The organism is Streptomyces sp. NBC_01261 (assembly GCF_036226385.1).
Classification (GTDB): domain Bacteria; phylum Actinomycetota; class Actinomycetes; order Streptomycetales; family Streptomycetaceae; genus Streptomyces.
Genome location: NZ_CP108463.1, coordinates 10,573,509 through 10,595,093, shown reverse-complemented (window position 1 = coordinate 10,595,093; position 21,585 = coordinate 10,573,509). Strand labels below are relative to the sequence as shown.

Annotated in this window: 19 protein-coding genes; 13 read left to right on the top strand and 6 right to left on the bottom strand. The window is 71.2% G+C overall.

The features are described from left to right. Positions 1-31: 31 nt before the first annotated feature. A complete protein-coding gene (locus OG226_RS47070) occupies positions 32-643 on the top strand; it encodes a nucleoside deaminase (RefSeq protein ID WP_329352665.1) in 612 nt (203 codons plus the stop codon). Next, positions 640-1,566 (top strand): sugar phosphate isomerase/epimerase family protein, encoded by a 927-nt coding sequence (locus OG226_RS47065; RefSeq protein WP_329352664.1) that lies wholly within the window; start codon positions 640-642, stop codon positions 1,564-1,566. The genes OG226_RS47070 and OG226_RS47065 overlap by 4 nt, the downstream gene beginning before the upstream one ends. Here the strand turns inward: OG226_RS47065 and OG226_RS47060 are convergent. Further along, positions 1,487-4,411: an AfsR/SARP family transcriptional regulator gene (locus OG226_RS47060; protein WP_329352663.1), complete on the bottom strand. Its 2,925-nt coding sequence runs from the start codon at positions 4,409-4,411 to the stop codon at positions 1,487-1,489. The two genes, OG226_RS47065 and OG226_RS47060, sit on opposite strands and share 80 nt — an antisense overlap. A 165-nt stretch (positions 4,412-4,576) precedes the next feature. Between OG226_RS47060 and OG226_RS47055 the strand changes: the two genes are divergently transcribed. The 4 genes from OG226_RS47055 to OG226_RS47040 all read left to right on the top strand — a co-directional run bounded on the left by OG226_RS47055 (position 4,577) and on the right by OG226_RS47040 (position 7,884). Then, positions 4,577-4,960 carry a hypothetical protein gene (locus OG226_RS47055; RefSeq protein ID WP_329352662.1) on the top strand — a complete coding sequence of 128 codons (384 nt, stop codon included), beginning with the start codon at positions 4,577-4,579 and terminating at the stop codon, positions 4,958-4,960. Between the two features lie 113 nt (positions 4,961-5,073). Continuing rightward, on the top strand, positions 5,074-6,318 hold the full coding sequence (locus tag OG226_RS47050) for an MFS transporter (protein WP_329352661.1): 1,245 nt from the start codon (positions 5,074-5,076) through the stop codon (positions 6,316-6,318). A gap of 155 nt (positions 6,319-6,473) precedes the next feature. Next, complete coding sequence (locus OG226_RS47045) at positions 6,474-6,656, top strand: antitoxin (RefSeq protein ID WP_019056963.1); 183 nt, start codon at positions 6,474-6,476, stop codon at positions 6,654-6,656. A gap of 154 nt (positions 6,657-6,810) precedes the next feature. Then, positions 6,811-7,884, top strand: a complete 1,074-nt coding sequence (locus OG226_RS47040; protein WP_329352660.1) for an MHYT domain-containing protein — start codon at positions 6,811-6,813, stop codon at positions 7,882-7,884. A 70-nt stretch (positions 7,885-7,954) separates the two neighbouring features. Here OG226_RS47040 and OG226_RS47035 read toward each other — a convergent pair whose 3' ends face one another. Then, positions 7,955-10,243, bottom strand: a complete 2,289-nt coding sequence (locus tag OG226_RS47035) for a zinc-dependent metalloprotease (RefSeq protein WP_329352659.1) — start codon at positions 10,241-10,243, stop codon at positions 7,955-7,957. A gap of 88 nt (positions 10,244-10,331) precedes the next feature. On the opposite strand from OG226_RS47035, the gene OG226_RS47030 reads away from it, so the two are divergent. Both OG226_RS47030 and OG226_RS47025 read left to right on the top strand, forming a co-directional pair. Next, a complete protein-coding gene (locus tag OG226_RS47030; RefSeq protein ID WP_329352658.1) occupies positions 10,332-11,837 on the top strand; it encodes a metallophosphoesterase family protein in 1,506 nt (501 codons plus the stop codon). Positions 11,838-11,909: 72 nt separating this feature from the next. Beyond that, positions 11,910-12,938, top strand: coding sequence for an LLM class flavin-dependent oxidoreductase (locus OG226_RS47025; RefSeq protein ID WP_329352657.1), 1,029 nt, complete (start codon positions 11,910-11,912; stop codon positions 12,936-12,938). A gap of 8 nt (positions 12,939-12,946) precedes the next feature. Here OG226_RS47025 and OG226_RS47020 read toward each other — a convergent pair whose 3' ends face one another. Then, entirely contained in the window at positions 12,947-13,927 is a 981-nt protein-coding gene (locus OG226_RS47020) for a TauD/TfdA dioxygenase family protein (RefSeq protein ID WP_329352656.1), read from the bottom strand. A gap of 174 nt (positions 13,928-14,101) precedes the next feature. On the opposite strand from OG226_RS47020, the gene OG226_RS47015 reads away from it, so the two are divergent. Continuing rightward, positions 14,102-14,932, top strand: coding sequence for an aldo/keto reductase (locus tag OG226_RS47015; RefSeq protein WP_328685645.1), 831 nt, complete (start codon positions 14,102-14,104; stop codon positions 14,930-14,932). 136 nt (positions 14,933-15,068) lie between these two features. Further along, complete coding sequence (locus OG226_RS47010) at positions 15,069-15,503, top strand: cupin domain-containing protein (protein WP_328685644.1); 435 nt, start codon at positions 15,069-15,071, stop codon at positions 15,501-15,503. A gap of 25 nt (positions 15,504-15,528) precedes the next feature. Here the strand turns inward: OG226_RS47010 and OG226_RS47005 are convergent, their stop codons facing one another. The 3 genes from OG226_RS47005 to OG226_RS46995 form a co-directional block, all read right to left on the bottom strand. Next, complete coding sequence (locus OG226_RS47005; RefSeq protein ID WP_329352655.1) at positions 15,529-17,883, bottom strand: ATP-binding SpoIIE family protein phosphatase; 2,355 nt, start codon at positions 17,881-17,883, stop codon at positions 15,529-15,531. Between the two features lie 64 nt (positions 17,884-17,947). Then, entirely contained in the window at positions 17,948-18,415 is a 468-nt protein-coding gene (locus OG226_RS47000; RefSeq protein ID WP_329352654.1) for a peroxiredoxin, read from the bottom strand. Further along, positions 18,412-18,792, bottom strand: a complete 381-nt coding sequence (locus tag OG226_RS46995; protein WP_328685641.1) for a DoxX family protein — start codon at positions 18,790-18,792, stop codon at positions 18,412-18,414. The genes OG226_RS47000 and OG226_RS46995 overlap by 4 nt, the downstream gene beginning before the upstream one ends. Before the next feature lie 118 nt (positions 18,793-18,910). Between OG226_RS46995 and OG226_RS46990 the strand changes: the two genes are divergently transcribed. The 3 genes from OG226_RS46990 to OG226_RS46980 are packed head-to-tail and all read left to right on the top strand — an operon-like array spanning position 18,911 to position 21,509. Further along, positions 18,911-19,528, top strand: coding sequence for an HAD family hydrolase (locus OG226_RS46990; protein ID WP_329352653.1), 618 nt, complete (start codon positions 18,911-18,913; stop codon positions 19,526-19,528). Between the two features lie 46 nt (positions 19,529-19,574). Continuing rightward, positions 19,575-20,741, top strand: a complete 1,167-nt coding sequence (locus OG226_RS46985; RefSeq protein WP_329352652.1) for an acyl-CoA dehydrogenase family protein — start codon at positions 19,575-19,577, stop codon at positions 20,739-20,741. After that, positions 20,742-21,509: an SDR family NAD(P)-dependent oxidoreductase gene (locus OG226_RS46980; RefSeq protein WP_329352651.1), complete on the top strand. Its 768-nt coding sequence runs from the start codon at positions 20,742-20,744 to the stop codon at positions 21,507-21,509. It abuts the gene before it with no gap. Positions 21,510-21,585: the final 76 nt, after the last annotated feature.

Here is a 21,585-nt window from a genome sequence, read left to right as displayed (position 1 = left end):
GAGGAAACCCGAACGTGAAGGAAGCCCGAAAGTGATCGACATCGTGAAGGAATACCGCGTGGCACTGCCGGCGTGGATCGACGACGAGCTGGCCGACGTGCCCGCCGTCGTCCCCGGCCGCGAGGACCGGATGCGCCTCGTGCACCGGCTCGCGGACCGCAACTGGCGGGAGGGCAACGGCGGTCCGTTCGCGGCGCTCGTCGCCGAGCGCGACACCGGCCGGATCGTCTCGGTGGGCGTGAACGTCGTTCTCGCCTCCGGAGTGTCCAGCGCACACGCGGAGGTCATGGCCCTCGGTCTGGCCCACATGGCCGCGGGCGGCTGGGACTTGGGTGCCACCGGCCTCCCGACCCATGAGCTGGTCGTCAACTGGCGCCCCTGCGTCCAGTGTTACGGCGCCGCCCTGTGGTCCGGAGTGCGCGGTCTGGTGGTCGCGGGCGAGGGCCCGGAGCTGGAGGAGATCACCACGTTCGACGAGGGCCCGCTGGGCGCGGACTGGGCCGAGCAGTTCGAGGCGCGGGGCATCGAGGTCGTGGGCGACGTACTCCGGGACGAGGCGCTGGCCGTGTTCCGGAGCTACCGCAAGGCCGTCGACGAGGCGGACGGTGTGGTCGTCTACAACGCGCGCGGAGGTGCCGAGTGACCCCGCGTTTCGCGACCGATGTCGTCACCTTCTACCACCCGGACTTCTGGGAACTCCCGTCCCCGGACGCCGTACGCGCATGGGCGCTGGCTCATCCCGAACTCTTCTGGGCGCGGGTGATGGACGCGCTGGACGAGGCCGGCGTCACGGGCATCGAACTCACCTTCGCGCCGGGCGACATCGAGTCGGCGCTGCGGGCCTTCGGCAGTGCGCAGGGCTTCCGGCGCGAGCTGGTGTCCCGCGGGCTGGCCGTGGTGAGCGCGTTCGTCGCCGGGGAGGACAGCCCCGACTGGCGGGACGCCGACAACCTGCCCGCGATCGTCGCCGACGCCGAGCGACGAGCGGCCTTCCTCGTCGACGTGGGGGCCGAACTCCTCGTCGCGGGACTCCCGATGCGCACGACGTTCGGGACGCGCCCGCCCTTCTTCGTCGACGTGCCGTACATGACGCGCATGGCCGACATCGCGCACGCGGTGGGCGAGGCCGTCTCCCGGCAGGGCGTGCGACTCGCCTTCCACACCGAGTCCAACAGCACACTCTGGTACGAGCGCGACATCGACCTGTTCATGGCCTTCACCGATCCGCGCTACGTCTGGCTGTGCCCCGACTCCTGCCACATCGCGCTCGGCGGCGGAGATCCGGTGGCCGTGGCACGCCGTCACGCGCGGCGCGTCGCGCTGGCGCACTGGAAGGACGCGGTCAGGCCCATCGACGTGGAACTCACCATCGACGAGACAGTGTTCGCCCAACAGCAGCCCTACATGGCCGAGTTGGGTTCGGGCATCGTCGACTGGAAGGGCTGGGCCGACGTGATGTCCCGTACACCCGGCGCCGACACGGTGCTCATCGAACTGGACGAGGCGGCCGATCCGGTCGCCGCGTTGCTGGCGGGGAGGGCGGTGGCGTCGTCGGTGCTGCCGTGACCGGTGACCCGGTGCCGGCGCGGCGGTGTGACGGAAGCGCGTCGAGGCTGTGCAGGATCTTGGCGCGCAGCGGAGCCGTGCCCAGGAGGCTGATCTCGTCGATGATGGTCAGGGCCTCGATCCAGGCGTCGCGGGCCGCGTCGGAATCGGCCGCGGCACGGTGGGTGTCGCCGAGGTCGGCGAGGCTGGTGGCCTCGTGGAAGCGGTCGTCGGTCTTGTGGAACAGGTCGATGGCCTGCCGGTAGCACTCGACGGCCTGCCCGTACTCGCCGAGGTGCTGGTGGATGTAGCCGAAGCTGCCCCACGTGTAGGCCTGGCCATTGACGTCCCCGATCTCCTCTACCAGCGCGAGGGCCTGCCTGCTGTGGGCGAGGGCCGTCCGCGCCTGGTCCCCGAGTCTGACCTGGTACCGGCCGATGTGGTCGAGGGCGACGGCTTGCCCGAGCCGGTTGCGCACGGCCCTGTAGTGCGCGAGCGCCTCGTGCGCGTGACCGAGTGCCTCCCGGTACTCGCCCCGGTCCGATGCCACCCTGCCGAGGTGCTTGTGGATGCGGGCCTGGCCGGTGTGGTCGCCGAGCTGCTCGAACAGGCCCAGCGCGAGGGCGTAGTGGGCGCGGGCGTCCTCACGGTGGTTCAACTGGGTGTGCGCGAGGCCGAGTCCGCGGTGGGCCTGAGCCTGTCCCGCCCTGTCCTCGCGTCGACTGGCGGCGTTCAGGGCGGTCGTGTGGGCGGCGGCCAGCGCGGGCCAACGCCCCTGCCGGTTGAGGAAGGTGGCGACGGCCGCGGCGAGTTGCCAGGTGTGGGCCTCGAACCCGGCGGGCGTCTGCTCCACGGCGGCCAGGACGACGGAGTGCTCGGCGGTGAACCAGGCCAGTGCCTCCCGGCGATTGCCCAACTCCTCCGGCCTGGCGCCCGGTTGGGCCGGGGCCGGCGTGATCGGGTCCTGTCTGCGGGTCAGCAGGGCGTCGGCGGCGTGCGCGGTGTGGAGGTAGTGGTCGAGCATCCGGTGGGTCGCCGAGCGCCGGGTGGCGTCGCTGTCGTGCGTGGTGATGAGTTCGGTGGCGTAGGCGCGCAGCAGGTCGTGGAAGGTGTAGCGGCCCGCGGTGTGTTCGGTGAGCAGGTTGCCGCGGATCAGCTCGGTCAGCAGTACGCGGGTCCGCGCGGGCGGCAGTCCGGCCAGAGCTACGACGGCCGGCAGGGCGGTGTCGGGTCCGGGGTGCAGGCCGAGGAGCCGGAAGAGCCGGGCGGCGTCGGTGCTCAGTGCCTGGTACGACCACGAGAGGACGGCCCGCACCTGGGTGGCCGGGTCCCCGTCCCCGCCGTCCAGGGCGTCCAACCGGCCGTCGACAGAGCGCAGTTCATGGGCGAGGGTGCCGAGTGGGATGTGCGGCCGGTCGGCGGCGCGGGCGGCCACGATCGCCAGCGCCAGGGGCAGTCCGGCGCACCGGGTGACGATCTCGTCGACGGCGGCGGGCTCGGCGGCGGTCCTGCGGGCACCGAGGCGGCCGGTCAGCAACTCCCGGGCCTGGTCCGTGGTCAGCAGATCCACGGCCAGCAGGTGCGCGCCCTCGGTCGCGGCCAGACCGGCGAGCCGGTTGCGGCTGGTGACCAGTGCCAGACAACCGGCCGCGCCGGGCAGCAGCGGGCGGACCTGTGCGGCGTCGCGGGCGTTGTCCAGCACCACAAGCACCCGCCGCCCGGCCAACAGGCTTCGGTACAGGCCGACTTGTGCGTTCAGGCCGTTCGGGATGCGGGCCGGTGGCACCCCGAAGGCGTCCAGGAATCCCCGGACGGCCTCGGTCGGGTCCACCACTGATCCGCCGGGGTCGAAGCCGCGCAGGTTCACGTACAACTGCCCGTCGGGGAAGGCGTTCCGGACCCGGTGGGCCCAGTGCACGGCCAGCGCGGTCTTGCCGACCCCGGCGGTACCCGACACCGCCGAGATGACCACGGCGGCCTGCGGCACCGGGCCCGGATCGGCCGTAGCGGGCAAAATGGCGTCCAGCTGGGCGAGTTCGCCGTCGCGTCCGGTGAATGCGGCTACAGCCAGGGGCAGTTGAGCGGGAACCGCGCACGGCGACGCCGGCGGTCCGGGTGTCGGAGCGGGTGCGGTGTCCTGGCGTAGGACGGCGGTTTGGATGTCCCGCAGCGCCGGGCCCGGTTCGATGCCCAGCTCCTCGCCCAGTCGGCCGCGGGTGCGGTGGAAGTGGTCCAGGGCATCGGCGGAACGGCCGCAGCGGTGCAGCGCGAGCATCAACTGGCCGGCCAGCCGCTCGTCCAGGGGGTGTGCCTCCGCGCGGGCCGACAGTTCCGGCAGCAGCGCGGCGTGCTGTCCCAGCCGTAACCGCAGGTCGCCCAGGTCGAGTTGGGCCGCGAGGCGTTCCTGGACGAGGGTGTCGCGCAGGGCGTTGAACCAGGGCGTGTCCAGAGCGGCGAAGGGCTCCGCGCGCCATGACCCCAGGGCCTGTTCGAGAAGGCCGGCGGCCCGGGCGTCGTCGTCGGTGGCGCGGGCCTCGGCGGCCGTACGGCGGAAGGAGTGCAGGTCGACGGTCACGGTGTCGGAGGTGGTGAGGACGTAGCCGCCGGGCTGCCGTGCGATGACCGCCTCACCGGTCGCGGCCAAGGCCTGTCTCAGCCGGGAGAGGTAGCTGTGGAGGGTGGTGCGGGCCCGCCGGGGTGCGTGGTTTCCCCAGACCCGTTCGGTGAGTTGATCGGTCGTCACCGGGCGGTCGACGTCGACCAGGAGCACCGCCAGCACACCCCGCTGCCGGGTGTGGCCCAGCGCGACCGGCCGGCCGTCGATGTGGGCCTCGACGCCGCCCAACACCCCGAATTCCACCGTCATCCCGACCGCCTCCCCCCGCGCTTCAAGGATTGTCCAACGTTTGTCCCTGACCCGACCGACACCTTGGTGCGTGGCGGCAGTCGACCACTGATCGAACAACTCGACCGCCGGCCAATGGACTTGACCCCTGGTCGAGGAACTCGACCAAGTACTCGGGAGGCAGACATGAGACGCACGATACGACGCCGTGGCGCCATGATCGCGGTGGCCGCCGCACTCAGCGCCGGCGGGCTGATTCTCGGAACGGCGGCGAGCGCGTCCGCGAGCGCACTGATCCCCCTGACCACGGGTGACGGGGCGGCCCTCTTCAACGGCACCACCGTGGCCTCCGGCACGGTCGGCGTCCCGGACCTCTGGCCCGGCGACACGATCCTCGCCACCTGCTGGAGCCGAGGCGACAACCTCGGTGCGGGCAACGTCTGGTACCGCACGGTCGACGAGCGCTACGCCCACCTGAACGGACTGGAGCTGACCGCCACCGGGTGGACGTACGGGGCGTACGTCGACACCAACACGGCCTTCCACAACGGGAGCCTTCCGCAGTGCTGACCGGACGGTGACGTAGGAGCCGTCGCCGCCGTCGAGCCCCCGGTCATCGCGCCCGGGGGCTCGACGCCGCCTCCAACTACCATCAGAAACCGCTTACTTGATATGATCCGATCATGCCGCGCCTGGTGGACGTTCCTGGGTACGTACGCTTCTGGACCGCCTCCGCGATCTCGTCGTTCGGCTCGCAGATCACCAGCCTGGCACTGCAGATCCTCACCGCCGTCACGTTGAGCGCGTCCGCCACGGAGGTGGGTCTGGTCAGCGCGGCCCGCTGGGCGCCGTATCTGCTCTTCGGGCTCGTGGCCGGGGTGCTCGTCGACCGCTGCCGGCGCAGGCCGGTCATGGTGGCCATGGACCTCGGCAGGGCCGTCCTCCTCGGCGCGATCCCGCTGCTGTACACCCTGGACCGGCTCGGCATCGCCGCGCTGTGCGCGTGTGTCTTCGCCTTCGGTTCGCTCTGTCTGTTCTTCGACGCGGCCAACCACTCCTACGTCCCGCAGCTGGTCCCCAAGGAACTCCTCAACGCGGGCTATGCCCGGGTGGGACAGGCCGACGCGGCGGCCGGGTCGACCGGGCCGCTGCTCGCCGGAGTACTGATCAAGCTGGTCGGCGCGCCGCTCGCCGTACTCGTGGACGCCGTCAGCTATCTGGTGTCCGGTCTGCTGCTCACCTCGGTACGGGCCCACGACCCGGTTCCCGATCGCGGCGCGCGGCGCAGTCTGCTCAACGAACTGCGTGAGGGAGTTGCCTGGGTCTACCGCCATCGCACCCTGGCGTCCATCGCGCTGACCTCGCACCTGATGCTCCTCTTCAACACCGTCGTCAGCACGGTCTTCGTGGTCTTCGCGCTGCGTGACCTCAAGATCGGGGACTTCGGCCTGGGCGTGACGTACGCCTGCGCGGGCCTCGGCGGAGTGGCCGGCGGCGCGTTCTCCGCACGCGCGGCGCGGAGGTTCGACGTCGCCGCCGTCCTGATCGCGGGCCGTCTCGTCGCCGCCGTCGGCTGGCTGCCGCTGATCCTCGCCCAGCGGGGATCGTGGGCCCTGGTCTCGGTGTCACTGGCCTTCTTCCTGGTCTCCGGCGCCATCTCGCTCGAAGGCCCGGTCGAGATGAGCTACCGCCAGGCGGTCACGCCCGAGCGGCTGCGGGGACGCATGAACGCGACGATCCGCTCGTTCAACTGGGGCACGGTCGCGATCGGCGCACCTCTGGGCGGCCTCCTCGCCGACCGGGTCGGCTACCGGTTCGCCCTGTGGGTGGGCCTGTCCGGAGCGGTCCTCCAGGCCCTTCTGCTCGCCGTGTCGCGCACCCGGGAGGCCCGCGACACCGACGGGGTCGAGCCTCTTGTACGGGCCTGAGCCGAGGGAGCGCCACGCCTTTCCGAAGTGGTCGGGAACCGCGACGTCAGAGGGGCGGCGAACCCGCCACCACCCACGGTTCCGGCACCGAAATGCGGCACCCGGGAAGCCGGGGGATGCTGGGAGGGCCAACGCACGTCCGAAGGAGGACAGCCATGTCGTTCATGGACAAGGTCAAGGGAATGCTGGGCCAGCACCCCGACCAGGCCAAGCAAGGTGTGGAACGGGCGGGAGACATGGTCGACAAGCGCACGGGCGGCAAGCACGCCAAGCAGGTCGACATGGCGCAGGACAAGGCCAATGACTTCATCGACCGCGAGAAGCCGCAGCAGCCCTGACCGCATCTGTCCCCGTATCGACCTCGATGCGACCCAAGTGCACCCCGGAATGCACAGAGTTAATCGACTGCTGATGTGAAAGGGTTGCGCGCCCCGGGCCCGATCCGTACATACTCCCCCCACAAGAAGCCACAACTCTGGGGGGAGTTGGCTCATGCAAGGCACGATCGACGGGTTCCGCTACGGTGCGGTGACCCCGGTGGCGGCCTATCTGATGGCCTGCCTGGGAGGGGCGCTGGGACTGCGCTGCGTGGTGCGGTCCCTGCACAACAAGCAGTCGTGGAAGGCGGGTTGGCTCGCGCTCGGCGCGACATCGATCGGCAGCGGCATCTGGACGATGCACTTCATCGCGATGATGGGCTTCCAGGTCGAGGAGACCCGGATCGGCTACGACGTCGGCCTCACGGTGCTGAGTCTGGCCGTGGCGATCGTCGTGGTCGGCATCGGCGTGTTCGCCGTGGGCTACCGCGGCGCCACGGCCGGAACGCTCTCAGCGGCCGGCGTCATCACCGGCCTCGGGGTCGCCGCCATGCACTATCTGGGCATGGCCGCCCTGAAGTTGAACGGCGACATCGAGTACCGGACCAGCACGGTCGCGCTCTCCGTGGTGATCGCGATCGTCGCCGCGACGGCGGCCCTGTGGGCGGCCGTCTCCATCCGGGGCTTCCTGGCGAGCCTGGGCGCCAGCCTGGTGATGGGCGTGGCCGTGTCCGGGATGCACTACACGGGCATGGCCGCCGTGAGCGTCCATCTGCACGGCACCGCCGGCGCGTGGACGGGCGACTCCGCCAACTCCATACTGCTGCCCATGCTGTTGGGGCCGGCGATCTTCCTGCTGCTGGCCGGGGTGGTCGTGATGTTCGACCCGCTGCTGGTGATGGGCGAGGGCGACTGGGACCGCTCCTTCGCCCGCCACCCGGTCGGCCCGGACACCGGCGGCAAGCAGCCCGCCCAGCGCCCCGACTCGCTCTTCAACGCACCGGACCGCCCGGCAGCCGGCCAACCAGGCGGATACGAGAACCCGCCCGCCCCACCGGGCAGCCGCCGGAGCAGAAGCCGGAGCACCCGCAGAAACCCCGCCGCCCCGGCACCGGGCCGACCGACCCCGTACGGCAGTCCCGCCATCCCGTCGCCGCCCAGTCCCCGCGGCGCCTACAGCACCCCGACCGCTCCCGCACGCGGCCGCCCGGATCCGTACGGCACACCGAGGCGCCCCAAAGAGCGGTGACCGACACCGCGCGCCACCGCCCGACTTGAGCCGCCCACCGCCGTAGCCGTCACGTGGCCCCACGGCGGGCTCAGTTGGGTGCGCCCGGCGGCACCCGGGGCAGTGGGTCGACCCGCACCGACCCGGCGTCGGCGAGGAACTCCCGGATCAACTCGCCCGCCTCACGCGCCTGTTCGTCGCCCTGACAGCGCAGCTCCGTGCCGACCCGTCGGACGGCGCCGCGCAGTGCCATGCGGACCGGTGCGTGGAGAGCCGTGTCGTCGAGCAGGGTCAGCAGATGGTTCAGGAGGGTCCAGTCCGCCGCGTGCTGCACGGCGACCCCGCCGGGCAGTTCGGCGGATACCGGATCGGTACGGCGCCAGGTCGTGGCGAGGAGCGCGTCGACGATGTCGGTGACACCGGGCGTCGCGGGGTCGGCGGCATGCTGCCAGGCGACCCGGTTGAGCCGGGCCGGGTCCAGCAGTTGCTCCGTGACCAGTGCGGTCGCGACCCGTACGGCCTCGAAGGGATCGAAGATCCGGCCGGCACCCGTGTCGAGGTACTGCTCCGTCCGGTCGTAGCGGATCGCGGGCGGGGTGAGCGTGTCCAACACCGCTCCCGGCAGGGCGAGTTGCTCGGCGCGCAGCAGTTCGGCGAGTCGGGTCAGCGCCGTGTGCTGGGTGGCCGCGTCGACGGCCCGCACGCCCGGGCCGTCCTCGCCCGCGAGGCCGTACGCGTAGCGCACCCCGCCCACCAGCCGGGCCACGGCCGTCACCTCGTGCCGGTGCAGGAGGTGCAGCAGGACGGCCCGTTCCTCCAGTTCGCCGGTCTGCCGGTCGGGCGGCAGCACTCCGCGGGAGAAGCCGTCCAGGGCGATACGGCGGGCCCGCAGCATCGTCTCCAGCGCCTCGACGGCGTCCGGCCCGGTCACCCAGGTCACGGCGTCGGCATGCGCGGCGTTCGGGCCCTGCGCGTCCTCGTCGGAGAGGTAGACGAGGCCCGACTCGGCTGCCTCGCGGCGGAGTTGGGCGAGCGCGGTCTCCTCCGCGCCGTCGTCGAACCGGCCGTAGCCGTGCTCGACCAGGAAGTGGTCCCACGGCCCGAGTCCCGTGCCGTACGCGGCGGACAGGTCGAGATCGCCCTCCTCCGTGACGCCGATCCGCGCGTGCGGGTAGTCCATGACGGACGGCTCGGGGTGTCCCGTACTGGCGAAGTTGTGCATGAAGCCGAGCGCGTGGCCGATCTCGTGCGCGGCGAGCTGACGCAGCCGGGCCAGCACCAACTCCTCGACGGCGGCGCGCCGTTCGGCCTCGTCCGGACGGCCGTAGGGTGCGAGAAGGGACTCGCCGAGCGCGCGGACCTGCTCGACGCGCTGGGAGCCGAGGCGGACCCGGGCGTGCAGGATCTCGCCGGTGCGGGGGTCGGTCAGGCCCTGGCCGAGGGACCAGCCGCGGCCCGCCCGGTGCACCCAGACCACCCCGTTGACGTCGGAGTCGTAGGGGTCGAAGTCGTCGCCGCCGGGCTCGACCCGGTAGGCGTCGGGGAGGCCGATCCGGGCGAAGGCCCGCTGCCACCAGTTGCCGCCCTCGACGACCGCCGAGCGGAAGGGTTCGGGGACGGCCGGGTCGATCCGGAAGACGATCGGGGCGCCGCCGGGTTCCGCGCGGAAGCGGGGCTGGAACTTGACCTGGGTGCTCGCCCGGCCGACGAGGCCGTGGTCGGCGTAGCTGATGCCGTAGCCGCCCGAGGCGGGGTGGTAGCGCCGGACGGGCAGCGGGGACGCGGGCAGCCGCAGCAGGTTCAGCTGCTGGACGACGGTGAGGGCGCGCGGGTCGGCGGCGACGGCACGGACCGCCGAGCCGCGGCCGGGACCCCGGAAGGTGAGCAGCGCGGGCAGCCGGACGGCGGTGGGGCCGGTGCGGCTGTCGGCGACCAGCGGGAGGCTCGTGGACGCGTCGATCGTGTAGTCGCCCTGCTCGCGGGCGTGCAGATGCTCGGCGATCCCGTCGTGGTCGGCGAGGACGAGCCCGGTGGCGTCGACGACCGCCGCGCCGTTCTCCTCGCGCAGCACGGGCCCGCTCCACAGCACGGACAGCGCGAAGGACTCGTCCCCGGCCCGTACGGCGGCCGCGTCGCCGGAGGTCAGGAAGTGCTTGTTACGGACCGCGAACAGGACCCGGTCGCCGACCCGGCGGAACTCCGCGAGCCAGGTCCGGCCCGCCTTCCCCCGGTCCAGCCACAGGTCGCTGGAGCCCAGACCCTGGGAGAGGGAGACGGAGAGGAGGAAGGGTTCGTCGAAGTGACGGATGCCCAACAGCAGCCGGTCCGAACGGAGTTCGGGGTCGGGGATCAGATCGATGAAGTCGGCTTCGCCGGGCATGCGGGGGCCTTTCGGTTGAGCAACGTCGAGTTGATGTTGCCAGGCCCCTGCCTCTCGTACCGCGTTGGCTCGTTGTTACGGTTCACCGGTGTCTGAATCTTCACGCGATACTCCCGAGGGCGCCGGTTGGGGCACCGCGGAGCGCGGCGCGTATCAGCAGCTCATGCCGTCCCATGTCGAGAAGGTCTCGTGGCTCAGCCCGAAGACTCTCTGGGCCGCGCGCAACGGCGTGCTGGCCTCCTGGTTCGGGGACCCGACCGGCTCCACCCGCGGCCGTTGGGTGGCGCAGCGCGCGGCCGTCGGCGCTCCCGCCGACAAGGTGATCCGGCGCGACGATCCCGACACCTTCTCCTTCATGGTCATCGGTGACACGGGCGAGGGTGACGATCCCCAATACGCCGTCGTGCCGGGTTTTCTGAAGGTCAGTCAGGACACGGCGTTCGCGGTCGTCGCCAGTGACGTCATCTATCCCGTCGGCACCGCGGACGACTACGAGACGAAGTTCTTCCGCCCGTACCAGGCCTATCCGGCGCCCATCTACGCGATACCCGGCAACCACGACTGGTACGAGGGCCTCGGCGGTTTCATGCGCGTCTTCTGCGACGACGCGCCCGCGCTGCCCGCACCGAAGGCCCCGCGCCCGCTGACGCGTGCCTGGTTGCGCTCGCTGCTGTGGCACCGGCCCACCCGGTCCGACGGCGAACGCCTGCACAAGGCAAGGGAGTTGCGTTCCTCGCCGGTCCAAGCGGCCGTGCAGCCGGGCCCGTACTGGGCGATCGACGCGGGTCCGGTGCGCATCATCGGTATCGACACGGGCCTGTTGGGCACGATCGACGCCGAACAGGGCGCCTGGCTGCGCGAGGTGGCGAAGGGGCCCACGCCGAAGATCCTCATCACCGGTTCGCCCCTGTACGTGGACGGCGAGCATCACCCGTGTGCGATCGAGGGCGGCGGCACGGTCGACGACATCGTCAGCGACCCGGCCCACCACTTCGTCGCCGCGATCGGCGGCGACATCCACAACTACCAGCGGTATCCGGTGCAGTTGGCGGACGGCCGCACGCTCCAGTACGTGGTCTCGGGTGGCGGCGGCGCGTTCATGCACGCGACGCACACCGTGCCGCGCGTCGACATCGCGAACATGACCGAGCAGGACTTCCGCTGCTACCCGCTGCGCGGCGACTCCCTGGCCTTCTACAGCAGGCTGTACGGGCGCCGCCTGCACCTGCGCCGCTTCTTCACCCTGACCGAGGCAGAGGCGTCGGCCGTGATCTGCGAGCGCCTCGGCATCCCGCCGACCCGCACCCCGGGCCCGCCCGTCCGCATCACCCGCCGCATCCGACTGGTCGCGAGTCTGCTGGGCGCCGGCAGCCGTCCCGACCGCCGCTCGCGCTTCCGCCTCCCGGTGCGCAAGATCTACACGCAGCTCTTCTCGCCCAGCTCGGTGACGTACAGCCCGCCGTTCTTCAAGTGCTTCCTGCGGCTGGACGTGACCCCGGACGCGATCCGCCTGCGCTGCTTCGCGGCCACCGGCAACCGTGTCCAGGAGATCGACCCGCCGGTCGAGGACGAGATCACCATCCCGCTGCACTGATCACACGCCCGCAACGTTCACCTGTCACCATCAGGACAGAACGGAACTGACGTACGACCGCCGGAGGAGCCCGTGCCGCCCACCTCACGCCCGCTGCGAAAGCTGGGCTTCCTCACGATCGGCCTCTTCGACGAGGCCGATCCGCGCCGGGGCCACGAGTCGACGCTGGAGATCATCGAACTGGGCGAGCGCCTCGGCTTCGACAGCGCGTGGCTGCGCCACCGCCATCTCCAGTACGGCATCTCCTCCCCCGTCGCGGTCATGGCGGCGGCCTCGCAGCGCACCAGCCGTATCGAACTCGGCACGGCGGTGATCCCGCTCGGCTGGGAGAACCCGCTGCGGCTGGCGGAGGACCTGGCGACCGTCGACATCCTGTCCGGGGGCCGCATCAACCCGGGCGTGAGCGTGGGCCCGCCGATGCACTTCGACCAGCTCAAGGAGGCGCTGTACCCGGACACGGCCGACGTCGAGGACTTCGGCTACGAGCGGGTGCGCCGCCTCCTGGACTTCGTGCGGGGCAAACCGGCCACCGACTTCAGCGGGGTCGAGGGCTTCGAGGTGTTCTCCGACCGGGTCCAGCCGCACTCCCCCGGCCTGGGCCGTCGCCTCTGGTACGGCGGCGGCAGCACGGGCTCGGCGAAGTGGGCGGGCGAGCACGGGATGAACTTCCTGACGAGCAGTGTCGTCAAGGCGGAAGGGCCGGACGAGTCAAGGGTCTTCGCGGAGATCCAGCTCTCCCACGTCCGCGCGTTCCGCGCCCACCACCCCGACGGCGACGCCGCGCGCGTCTCGCAGGGGCTGGTGGTCATCCCAACCGACTCCGCGTCGCCCGAACAGCGCGCGAAGTACGGGGAGTTCGCCCGCAAGCGCACTCCCCGGACGGCGTCACCGCAGGGTCCGGCCCGGCTGATGTTCGCGCCGGACATCGTCGGCACCTCCGACGAGATCGCTGAACTCCTGCACGCGCACGCCGCGTTCAGGGAGATCGACGAGGTGGCGTTCGCGCTGCCGTTCACGTTCGAGCACGAGGACTACGTGCAGATCCTCACGGACATGGCGACGAAGCTGGGACCGGCGCTCGGGTGGAAGCCCACCGCCTGACCTCGGTGTCACCAGCGGCCGGGCTCGGTGCCGACGATCGGGTCCGAGGGCTTGCCGTCGACACCGACCGGTATGTCGCCGGTGAGCATCACGCGGTGCATGGTGCGCGGGAAGCCGAGGTGGGCGTTGTCGCTGGGGGCGAGGTGGATGGTGGCCCGGTTGTCCCAGAAGGCCACGCTGCCCGGCTCCCAGCGGAACCGGACCGTGTACTCGGGCCGGGTCGCCTGCGCGAGCAGCATCTCCAGGATCGCGGTGCTCTCCGCACGGGAGACGTCGGTGATCTGCTCCAGGTAGTAGCCGTTGACGAACAGCACCCGCTCCCCCGTCTCGGGATGCACCCGTACCAGCGGGTGCACCGAGGCGACCTGGTGGTCCAGGAGGTGACGGACGTACGCGTCGTCACCGGGCCGCGGCTGGTAGCCGACGCCGAGCCGGTGCTCGGCCCGCAGCCCGTCCACGAACTCCCTTACCGGCCGCGAGAGTCCGGCGTACGCGGCGGCCAGATTCGACCAGGTGGTGTCGCCGCCGTACGGGGGGACGGTCTCCGCGCGCAGGATCGTCGCGGCGGGCGGATCGACGCGGGCGCCGTGGTCGCAGTGCCAGCCGCGCAGGAGGGTGTGCCTGCGTCGCTCCAGCCACTCCTCGTGCTCCATGCCGAACCGGCCACCCAGCTCCAGCCGGTCGGCGGTCGTTTCGACCTCGGGGAAGCCGGCCGGTGACGCGCTGCCGCGCCGCCCGAGCACGACGGGCTCCCCGAAGCGGCGCGCGAACGCGATATGCCCGGTGTGGTCGAGGCGTTGCCCCCGGAAGAACACGACCTTCCAGCGCAGGACCGCCGCGCGGATCGCGGCGACCACGGCGTCGTCGAGTTCACCGGCCAGGTCGACACCGGTGATCTCGGCCCCGATGTGCCCGGAGGCGGGCCGCACCTCCAGGCCGGCCACCCGCACCGTCTCGTCCGTCGTCGCTCCGCCGCTGTCCGTCGTCATGCCCGCTCCGTCGTCGTCCGTGCCCGGCCGGTCGTCCGTACCGGGTCCTCCCTACCGGGTCGTACCCAGGTCGTACGGGTTCCAAGGAAGATCGTGTCAGCGATCCCCGCGCAGGGCGACAGGTGTTCGGGTCGCCCATACTGGCTGTACCGCACAGTCAAGGGAAGGTCGACCGTGATCAGCATCCCGACGCACACGCTCAACGACGGCACGAAGATCCCCGCCATCGGCCTGGGCACCTGGCCGATGGACGACGCGACGGCCGAGGAGGCCGTCGCCGGTGCGTTGCGCATGGGCTATCGCCTGGTGGACACGGCGACGAACTACCGCAACGAGACCGGTGTCGGCCGTGGCGTCGCCCGCAGTGGCGTACCGCGCGAGGAGATCCTCGTGACGACGAAGCTGCCGGGCCGCCACCACGGCTACGAGGAGACCCTCGCGTCCTTCGAGGAGTCCCGGGCGCGGCTCGGCGTGGAGTACGTGGACCTGTATCTGATCCACTGGCCGCTGCCCCGTGTCGGCAAATTCGTCGATTCCTGGAAGGCCATGATCAAGCTCCGCGAGGAGGGTCTCGTCCGGTCGATCGGCGTCTCGAACTTCACCCCCGGACACATCGAGCAGCTGGAGAAGGAGACCGGCGTCCTGCCCTCCGTCAACCAGATCGAGCTGCACCCGCTTTTCCCGCAGGACGAACTGCGCGCTTTCGATACCGAGAAGGGTGTTCTCACCGAGAGCTGGAGTCCTCTGGGGCGCGGTTCCGAGCTGCTGAACGACCCCGCCGTCGTGACGGTCGCCGAGGCCTTCGGGGTGACACCGGCCCAGGTGGTGCTGCGCTGGCACACCCAGCTCGGGGCCATCCCGATCCCCAAGTCGGCGGACCCCGACCGGCAGCGCGCGAACCTCGACATCTTCGGCTTCGAGCTGGGCCCGGCCCAGCTGGCCGCCATCGCCGACCACGCGCCTCAGCGGCTGGGCGGGGACCCGGAGACGCACGAGGAGTTCTGACCGTTCCGGGGAGTCACGGAAGTTCAGGAAGTTCCGGGGAGTTCCCGAGGTGGAAGTCGGCGTTTCTGCCCCCAACTCGCCTTCCCTGCCTCTATGTTCACGGCGGATACCCAGGATCTCACCGGAAGGTTCTCGTATGCGCACCGCGTTCCGTACCGCCGTGACCGGCTCGGTGGCCGCCGCCGCCCTGCTGGTCGGCGGCACCGCCCAGGCGACCCCGGCAGGCCCCGGAGTCACCGCCACGCTGATCAGCCAGACCACGATCGGCGACACCGACTACACCCTGCGCGAGATCACCATTCCGCCCGGCCAGGCCACCGGCTGGCACTACCACGACGGCCCCCTCTACGGCGTCGTCAAGCAGGGCACGCTCAGCCACTTCGACTCCAGCTGCGCCTCCGACGGCGTGTACCGGGCGGGCAGCCCCATCCAGGAGCCGGCCGGTTCGGGCAACGTGCACATCGGCCGCAATCTGGGGAACGTCCCTCTCGTCCTCGACGTGCTGTACGTCCTGCCGCACGGAGCGCCGTTCTCGGAGGACGCGCCGAACCCGGGGTGCCCCTTCGAATAGGCGGCCCGGTGAGCGAGTTGTCCGGTCAGTCCGGTGGCGGCAGCGGCTGTTCCGCCCAGATGGTCTTGCCGCTGCCGGTCTGCCGGCTGCCCCAGCGCTGGGTGAGCTGGGCGACGAGGAGAAGGCCGCGTCCGCCCTCGTCGTTGGCGTGGGCGCGGCGCAGATGCGGTGAGGTCGAACTGCCGTCGGAGACCTCGCAGATGAGGGCGCGGTCGCGGATCAGGCGGAGCTGGATGGGCGGTTCGCCGTACCGGATCGCGTTGGTGACGAGTTCGCTGACGACGAGTTCGGTGACGAAGGACTCCTCGTCCAGCCCCCAGACGGCGAGTTGGTCGGTGGCGGCCTGCCGGGCCCCGGCCACGCGCGCGGGGTCGGGTTCGATGTCCCAGGTGGCGACCCGGTCGGCGCCCAGTGCCCGCGTGCGCACCAGCAACAGGGCCACGTCGTCGCTGGGTTCCTCCGGCATCACGGCCTTCAGCACCACGTCGCACAGCGCGTCCAGCGACTCGGCGGACGTGGTCAGCGTGCGGCACAGTTCCGCGGTGGCGTGGTCGACATCGCGGTCGCGGTCCTCGATCAGGCCGTCCGTGTACAGGGCGACGGTGGCCCCCTCGGGCAGCTCCAACTCCACTGCTTCGAAAGGGAGTCCGCCGACGCCGAGCGGCGGTCCCGCCGTCATGGGGACGAGGCTCGCGGTCCCGTCGGGCAGCACGACGGCCGGCGGCGGATGCCCGGCTGCGGCCATCGTGAGGCGGCGCGAGACCGGGTCGTAGACCGCGTAGAGGCAGGTGGCACCGAGTTCCGCGACCTCGGCGCCGGTGTCGTCCGTCGCGAGGTGGGTGACCAAGTCGTCGAGGTGGGTGAGGAGTTCGTCGGGCGGCAGGTCCACGTCGGCGAGCGTACGGACGGCCGTGCAGAGACGGCCCATGGTCGCCGAGGACGCGATGCCGTGTCCGACGACGTCGCCGACGACCAGCGCGACGCGACTGCCGGACAGCGGGATCACGTCGAACCAGTCGCCGCCGATGCCCGCGAGCGACCCGGACGGAAGATAGCGATGGGCCACCTCGACCGCCGCCTGCCCGGGCAAGTCCCTGGGCAGCAGGCCGTGTTGGAGGGCGAGGGCGGTGGAGCGCTCACGGGCGAAGCGACGCGCGTTGTCGATGCAGACGGCGGCCCGGCTGGCCAACTCCTCGGCGAGTACGGCGTCGTCGGCGACGTAGTCGTCCGGGTGGGCCATGCGGACGCCCACCGCGACACCGAGGGTGGTGCCCCGGGCCCGCAGCGGCACCGCGATCATCGAGTGGACTCCCTTGCGGTGCGAAATCCCCTCGGGAGAAAGGGCGTTGCGGTCGTCGACCCAGCGGACGAAGTCGGGTTCACCGGCCTGGCTGCGCACCGCCCTGCCCTCGCGCAGGGCCCGCACGGGCGGCGAGAACGTCGGGTAGACGTCCGTCTGCCCCAGGCGCACGGCGGCGTCCGGCACCCCCTCGGTGACGGAGCCGTGGGCGACGCGCCGCAGCACGATCTCGCCGTCCGGGGCCGGTGGTTGTTCGTCCGCGCCGAGCACCCACGGGAGCAGGTCCACGCTGGCGAAGTCGGCGTAGCGCGGCACGAGGATCTCCACGAGTTCCTCGGCGGTGCGAACCACGTCGAGGGTGGTGCCGATGCCGGCCGCCGCCTCGTTCAGCAGGGCCAGTCGCTGTTGGGCGAGGTACTGCTCGGTGCTGTCGAACGCCGCGAGGGCGACCGCGGTCACCTCGCCGGAGTCGTCCTTGAGGGGCCACATCTCGATGCTCCAGGCGTGCTCCCGGTTCAGGGCCGGAGCGCCCGCCCAGCTGTTGTAGCGGACCGGCCTGCCCGCCTCGGCGACCAGGCGCAGGTTGCTCAGAAAGCTGTGGCTGTGTTCGGCGTCCTCCACGCTCTCCGGGAAGAACCGGCCGATCAGGACGTCCTCGGGCACGCCCATCACCCGGCAGGCGACCTCGTTGAGACGGACGTAGCGCTGCTCGGTGTCGAAGACGGAGAGCGACATCGACGCCTGCTGGAAAGCCTGCTCCGCCAAGGTGGGCTCGGGTGCGGGCGTCGGTTCGGCGGGGGGTTCGGCGGTGAGGACGTATCCGTCGGGTGCGCCGTCCGCCCCGCTCACCGGGCAGGCCCGCACGGTGAGCGGAAGCGGGGTTCCGTCCCGGTGTCGTAGGACCAACGTTCCCGTCAGCGCGGCCAGGGCCGCCGTGGAGGGAGGTTCGGCGAGCAGTGCCGCCACCGACCGGCCCACGGCCTCCTCGGCCGGGTATCCCGTCAGTGTCCGGGCACCGTCGCTCCACCCCGTCACGATGCCTCGGGCATTGATGACCGCCGCGGCGGAGGCCTGCTCCATATCGTCCAGGATGGTCCCTATACCGCGTCGTAACAACCGCGATACGGCATTTGTGGCCCCTGTGTCACTTCCGGTGGGCGCGGAGGGCGGCGAGGGCGCGGTCGGCGTGGGTGTTCATCCGCAGCTCGCTGGAGACGACCTCCAGGATCGTGCGGTCCTCGCCGATGACGAAGGTGGCCCGCTTGGTGGGCGCGAGGGAGAATCCGCGCTTCACCCCGAACCGCTCCCGGATCGTGCCGTCGGTGTCCGAGAGGAGCGGCATGCCGAGGGTGTGCTTCCCGGCGAACTCCTGCTGCTTGTCGACGGAGTCGCCGCTGATGCCGACGGGCTGCGCGCCGACGGCCGCGAACTCGGCGGCCAGGTCCCGGAAGTGGCAGGCCTCGGCGGTGCAGCCGGCGGTCAGGGCGGCCGGATAGAAGAACAGCACCACCGGCCCCTCGGCGAGCAGTTCGGTGAGGCCGCGCTCGGCACCGGTCTCGTCCGGCAGCGTGAAGTCCTCGACCTTGTCACCGACGTTCAGGCGTCCCGTCATGACCGTCCCTCCCCATTCTTCGCGACACTACGGGCCCACAGTACGAGAGGTACCTGCAGCGGCAACCGCCCGATGGCCGCCGCCTTCTGCGGAGTCGGGCGGTCGCGCCAGTCCAGCGCCATCTTCACGTTGGCGGGAAACACGCCCACGAAGAAGCCCGCCGTGGCCAGTGCGGCCGTACGCCGGGTCCGCGGCGCCGCGACCCCTGCGGCCAGCGCCAGTTCGACGACACCGCTCGCGTACGTCCAGGCCCGGGGCGACCCCGGCAGGGCGCGCGGGACCGTCGCGTCGAACTGTTTCGGCGAGGCGAGATGGGCGACTCCCGCGGTCGCCAACAGACCGGCGAGCAGCAGCGACGAGCGTTCGGACCGTGGCACGGTTCCTCCTCTGATGACCTGCCGCGCGATGTTACTCCACGGTAGACGGGCGGCGGCGGTTGACCTTGCCCAAAGGCGAGGCCCGACGGTCGTGCGGAGACGACCGAGAGGAATCCGCATGAACGCGCGCTGCCTGATCCTCGACATAGGCGGTGTCCTGGAGCTGACGCCCCGGACCGGCTGGCTCGCCCGATGGGACGAGCGCCTCGGCCTGCCGCCGGGCACGGCCGACCGACGCCTGGCCGAGGTCTGGGACGCCGGGGAGATCGGGACCGTCACCGAGGACGAGGTGCGCGAGCAGGTCGCCGCCCGGCTCGGACTCGGCCCGGTGGACACCGAGTCCTTCCTGGCCGACCTGTGGGACGAGTACCTGGGCACCCCGAACACCGAACTCATCGACTACGTGGCGGGGCTGCGCCCGCACTGCCGGCTGGGCATCCTCAGCAACAGTTTCGTGGGCGCCCGCGAGCTGGAGTCGGCGGCGTACGACTTCGACCGACTGGTCGACGAGATCGTCTACTCGCACGAGATCGGCGTCCGCAAGCCCGACCCCCGTGCCTTCGCCGTCACCTGCGCCCGGCTCCAAGTGCGGCCCGGCGACTGCCTGTTCGTCGACGACTTCGCCCCCAACGTCGAGGCCGCCCGCGCGGCGGGGATGCGGGCGCACCTGTTCGAGGACAACGCCGGCACGGTCGCGCGGATCGCCGTACATCTGGACCCTACTGCTTCGGTCTGACCTTTGATATGTTTCGCAATCGGAACCGGAGAAGGGTCGGCATTCCATGGACTTTGAGCTGACCGAGGACCAGGAAACGATCCGCAAGTCCGTCGCCGGACTGCTGCGCGACTTCGACGACCGGTACTGGATGGAGAAGGACCAGGCGCACGCGTTCCCGACGGAGTTCTACGACACCGTCGCGGGCGGCGGCTGGCTCGGGATCACGACCCCGGAGGCGTACGGCGGCCACGGCCTCGGCATCACCGAGGCCAGCCTGCTGCTGGAGGAGGTGGCGCGGTCGGGCGGCGGCATGAACGCGGCCAGCGCGATCCATCTGTCCATCTTCGGCATGCATCCGGTGGTGGTGCACGGCTCCGAGGAGCTGAAGCGGCGCACGCTCCCGCGCATCGCCGGCGGCGACCTGCACGTCTGTTTCGGCGTCACCGAGCCGGGCGCCGGACTCGACACCGCGAGCATCACGACGTACGCACGACGGGACGGCGACCACTACGTCGTCAACGGCCGCAAGGTCTGGATCTCCAAGGCCATGGAGTCCGAGAAGATCCTGCTGCTGACCCGCACCAGCAAGGCCGACGAGGTCGCCAAGAAGACCGACGGGATGACCCTGTTCCTGACGGACATCGACCGCGACCGGATCGACATCCGCCCCATCCCGAAGATGGGCCGCAACGCCGTCACCTCGAACGAACTCTTCATCGACGACCTGCGCATCCCGGTCGAGGACCGCGTCGGCGAGGAGGGCCAGGGCTTCCGCTACCTCCTCGACGGCCTCAACCCCGAACGCATGCTGATCGCCGCGGAGGCCCTCGGCATCGGCCGGGCCTCGCTCGACAAGGCCGTCCAGTACGGCAAGGAGCGCGTCGTCTTCGGCCGCCCGATCGGCATGAACCAGGCCATCCAGTTCCCCCTCGCGGACTCCCTGGCGCACCTCGACGCCGCCGAACTCGTGCTGCGCAAAGCCACGTGGCTGTACGACAACGGGAGACCCTGCGGGCGGGAGGCGAACACCGCCAAGTACCTGTGCGCGGACGCCGGGTTCACGGCCGCCGACCGGGCCCTGCAGACCCACGGCGGCATGGGCTACTCCGAGGAGTACGGCGTGGCCCGCTACTTCCGTGAGGCCCGCCTCATGCGCATCGCGCCGATCAGTCAGGAAATGATCCTGAACTACCTGGGATCACACACACTGGGACTCCCGAGGAGCTACTGAATGACCGACAGCACAGGGCTGTTCGACCTCACGGGCCGGTCGGCACTGGTCACCGGCGCCGGGGGCGGCATCGGTTCCGCGGTCGCGGAGGCGCTGGCGCGCGCGGGTGCCGCGGTACTGGTGACCGACGTCGACGAGTCGGCCGCCGCGGCCGTCGCGGGGAAGATCGACGCCGCGGGCCTGACGGCGGACAGCGCCGCACTCGACGTACGGGACCGGTCCGCCGCCGACGCGGCGATGGCCCGCGCGGCGACACTCGCCGACGGGACGCTGCACATCCTCGTGAACAACGCCGGGGTCATCGCGCCGGCCATGTTCGACAAGCTGGAGGAGGAGGCTTTCCGGCGCGTCCTCGACATCCACGTGATGGGCACGTTCCACTGCGCACAGGCCGCGCTGCCGTTCCTGCCGGACGACGGCACGGGACGGATCATCAACGTCACCTCGTCGGCGGGCCTGGTCGGCACCCTCGGACAGGTCAACTACTCGGCCGCCAAGGCGGGCATCATCGGGCTGACGAAGTCCCTGGCCCGCGAACTCGCGCGCCGGCGGGTGCTGGTCAACGCCCTCGCGCCGCTGGCCGCCACGCCCATGACGGAGACCATCCGCACCAACGAGAAGTTCTCGGCCCGGATGCTCGCGCGCATTCCGCTGGGCCGCTGGGCCGAGCCGGCGGAGATCGCGGGCAGTTTCGTGTTCCTCGCCTCGGACGCCGCGTCCTTCATCACCGGGCAGGTCCTGCCGGTGGACGGCGGCATGGTCATGTGACGGGCGCCAGGCCTGCTGCGCGGCACGGTGATGTGACAGCCGGCGCGCGTGCTGTGTTGAATGGTTCAGCCAAAGA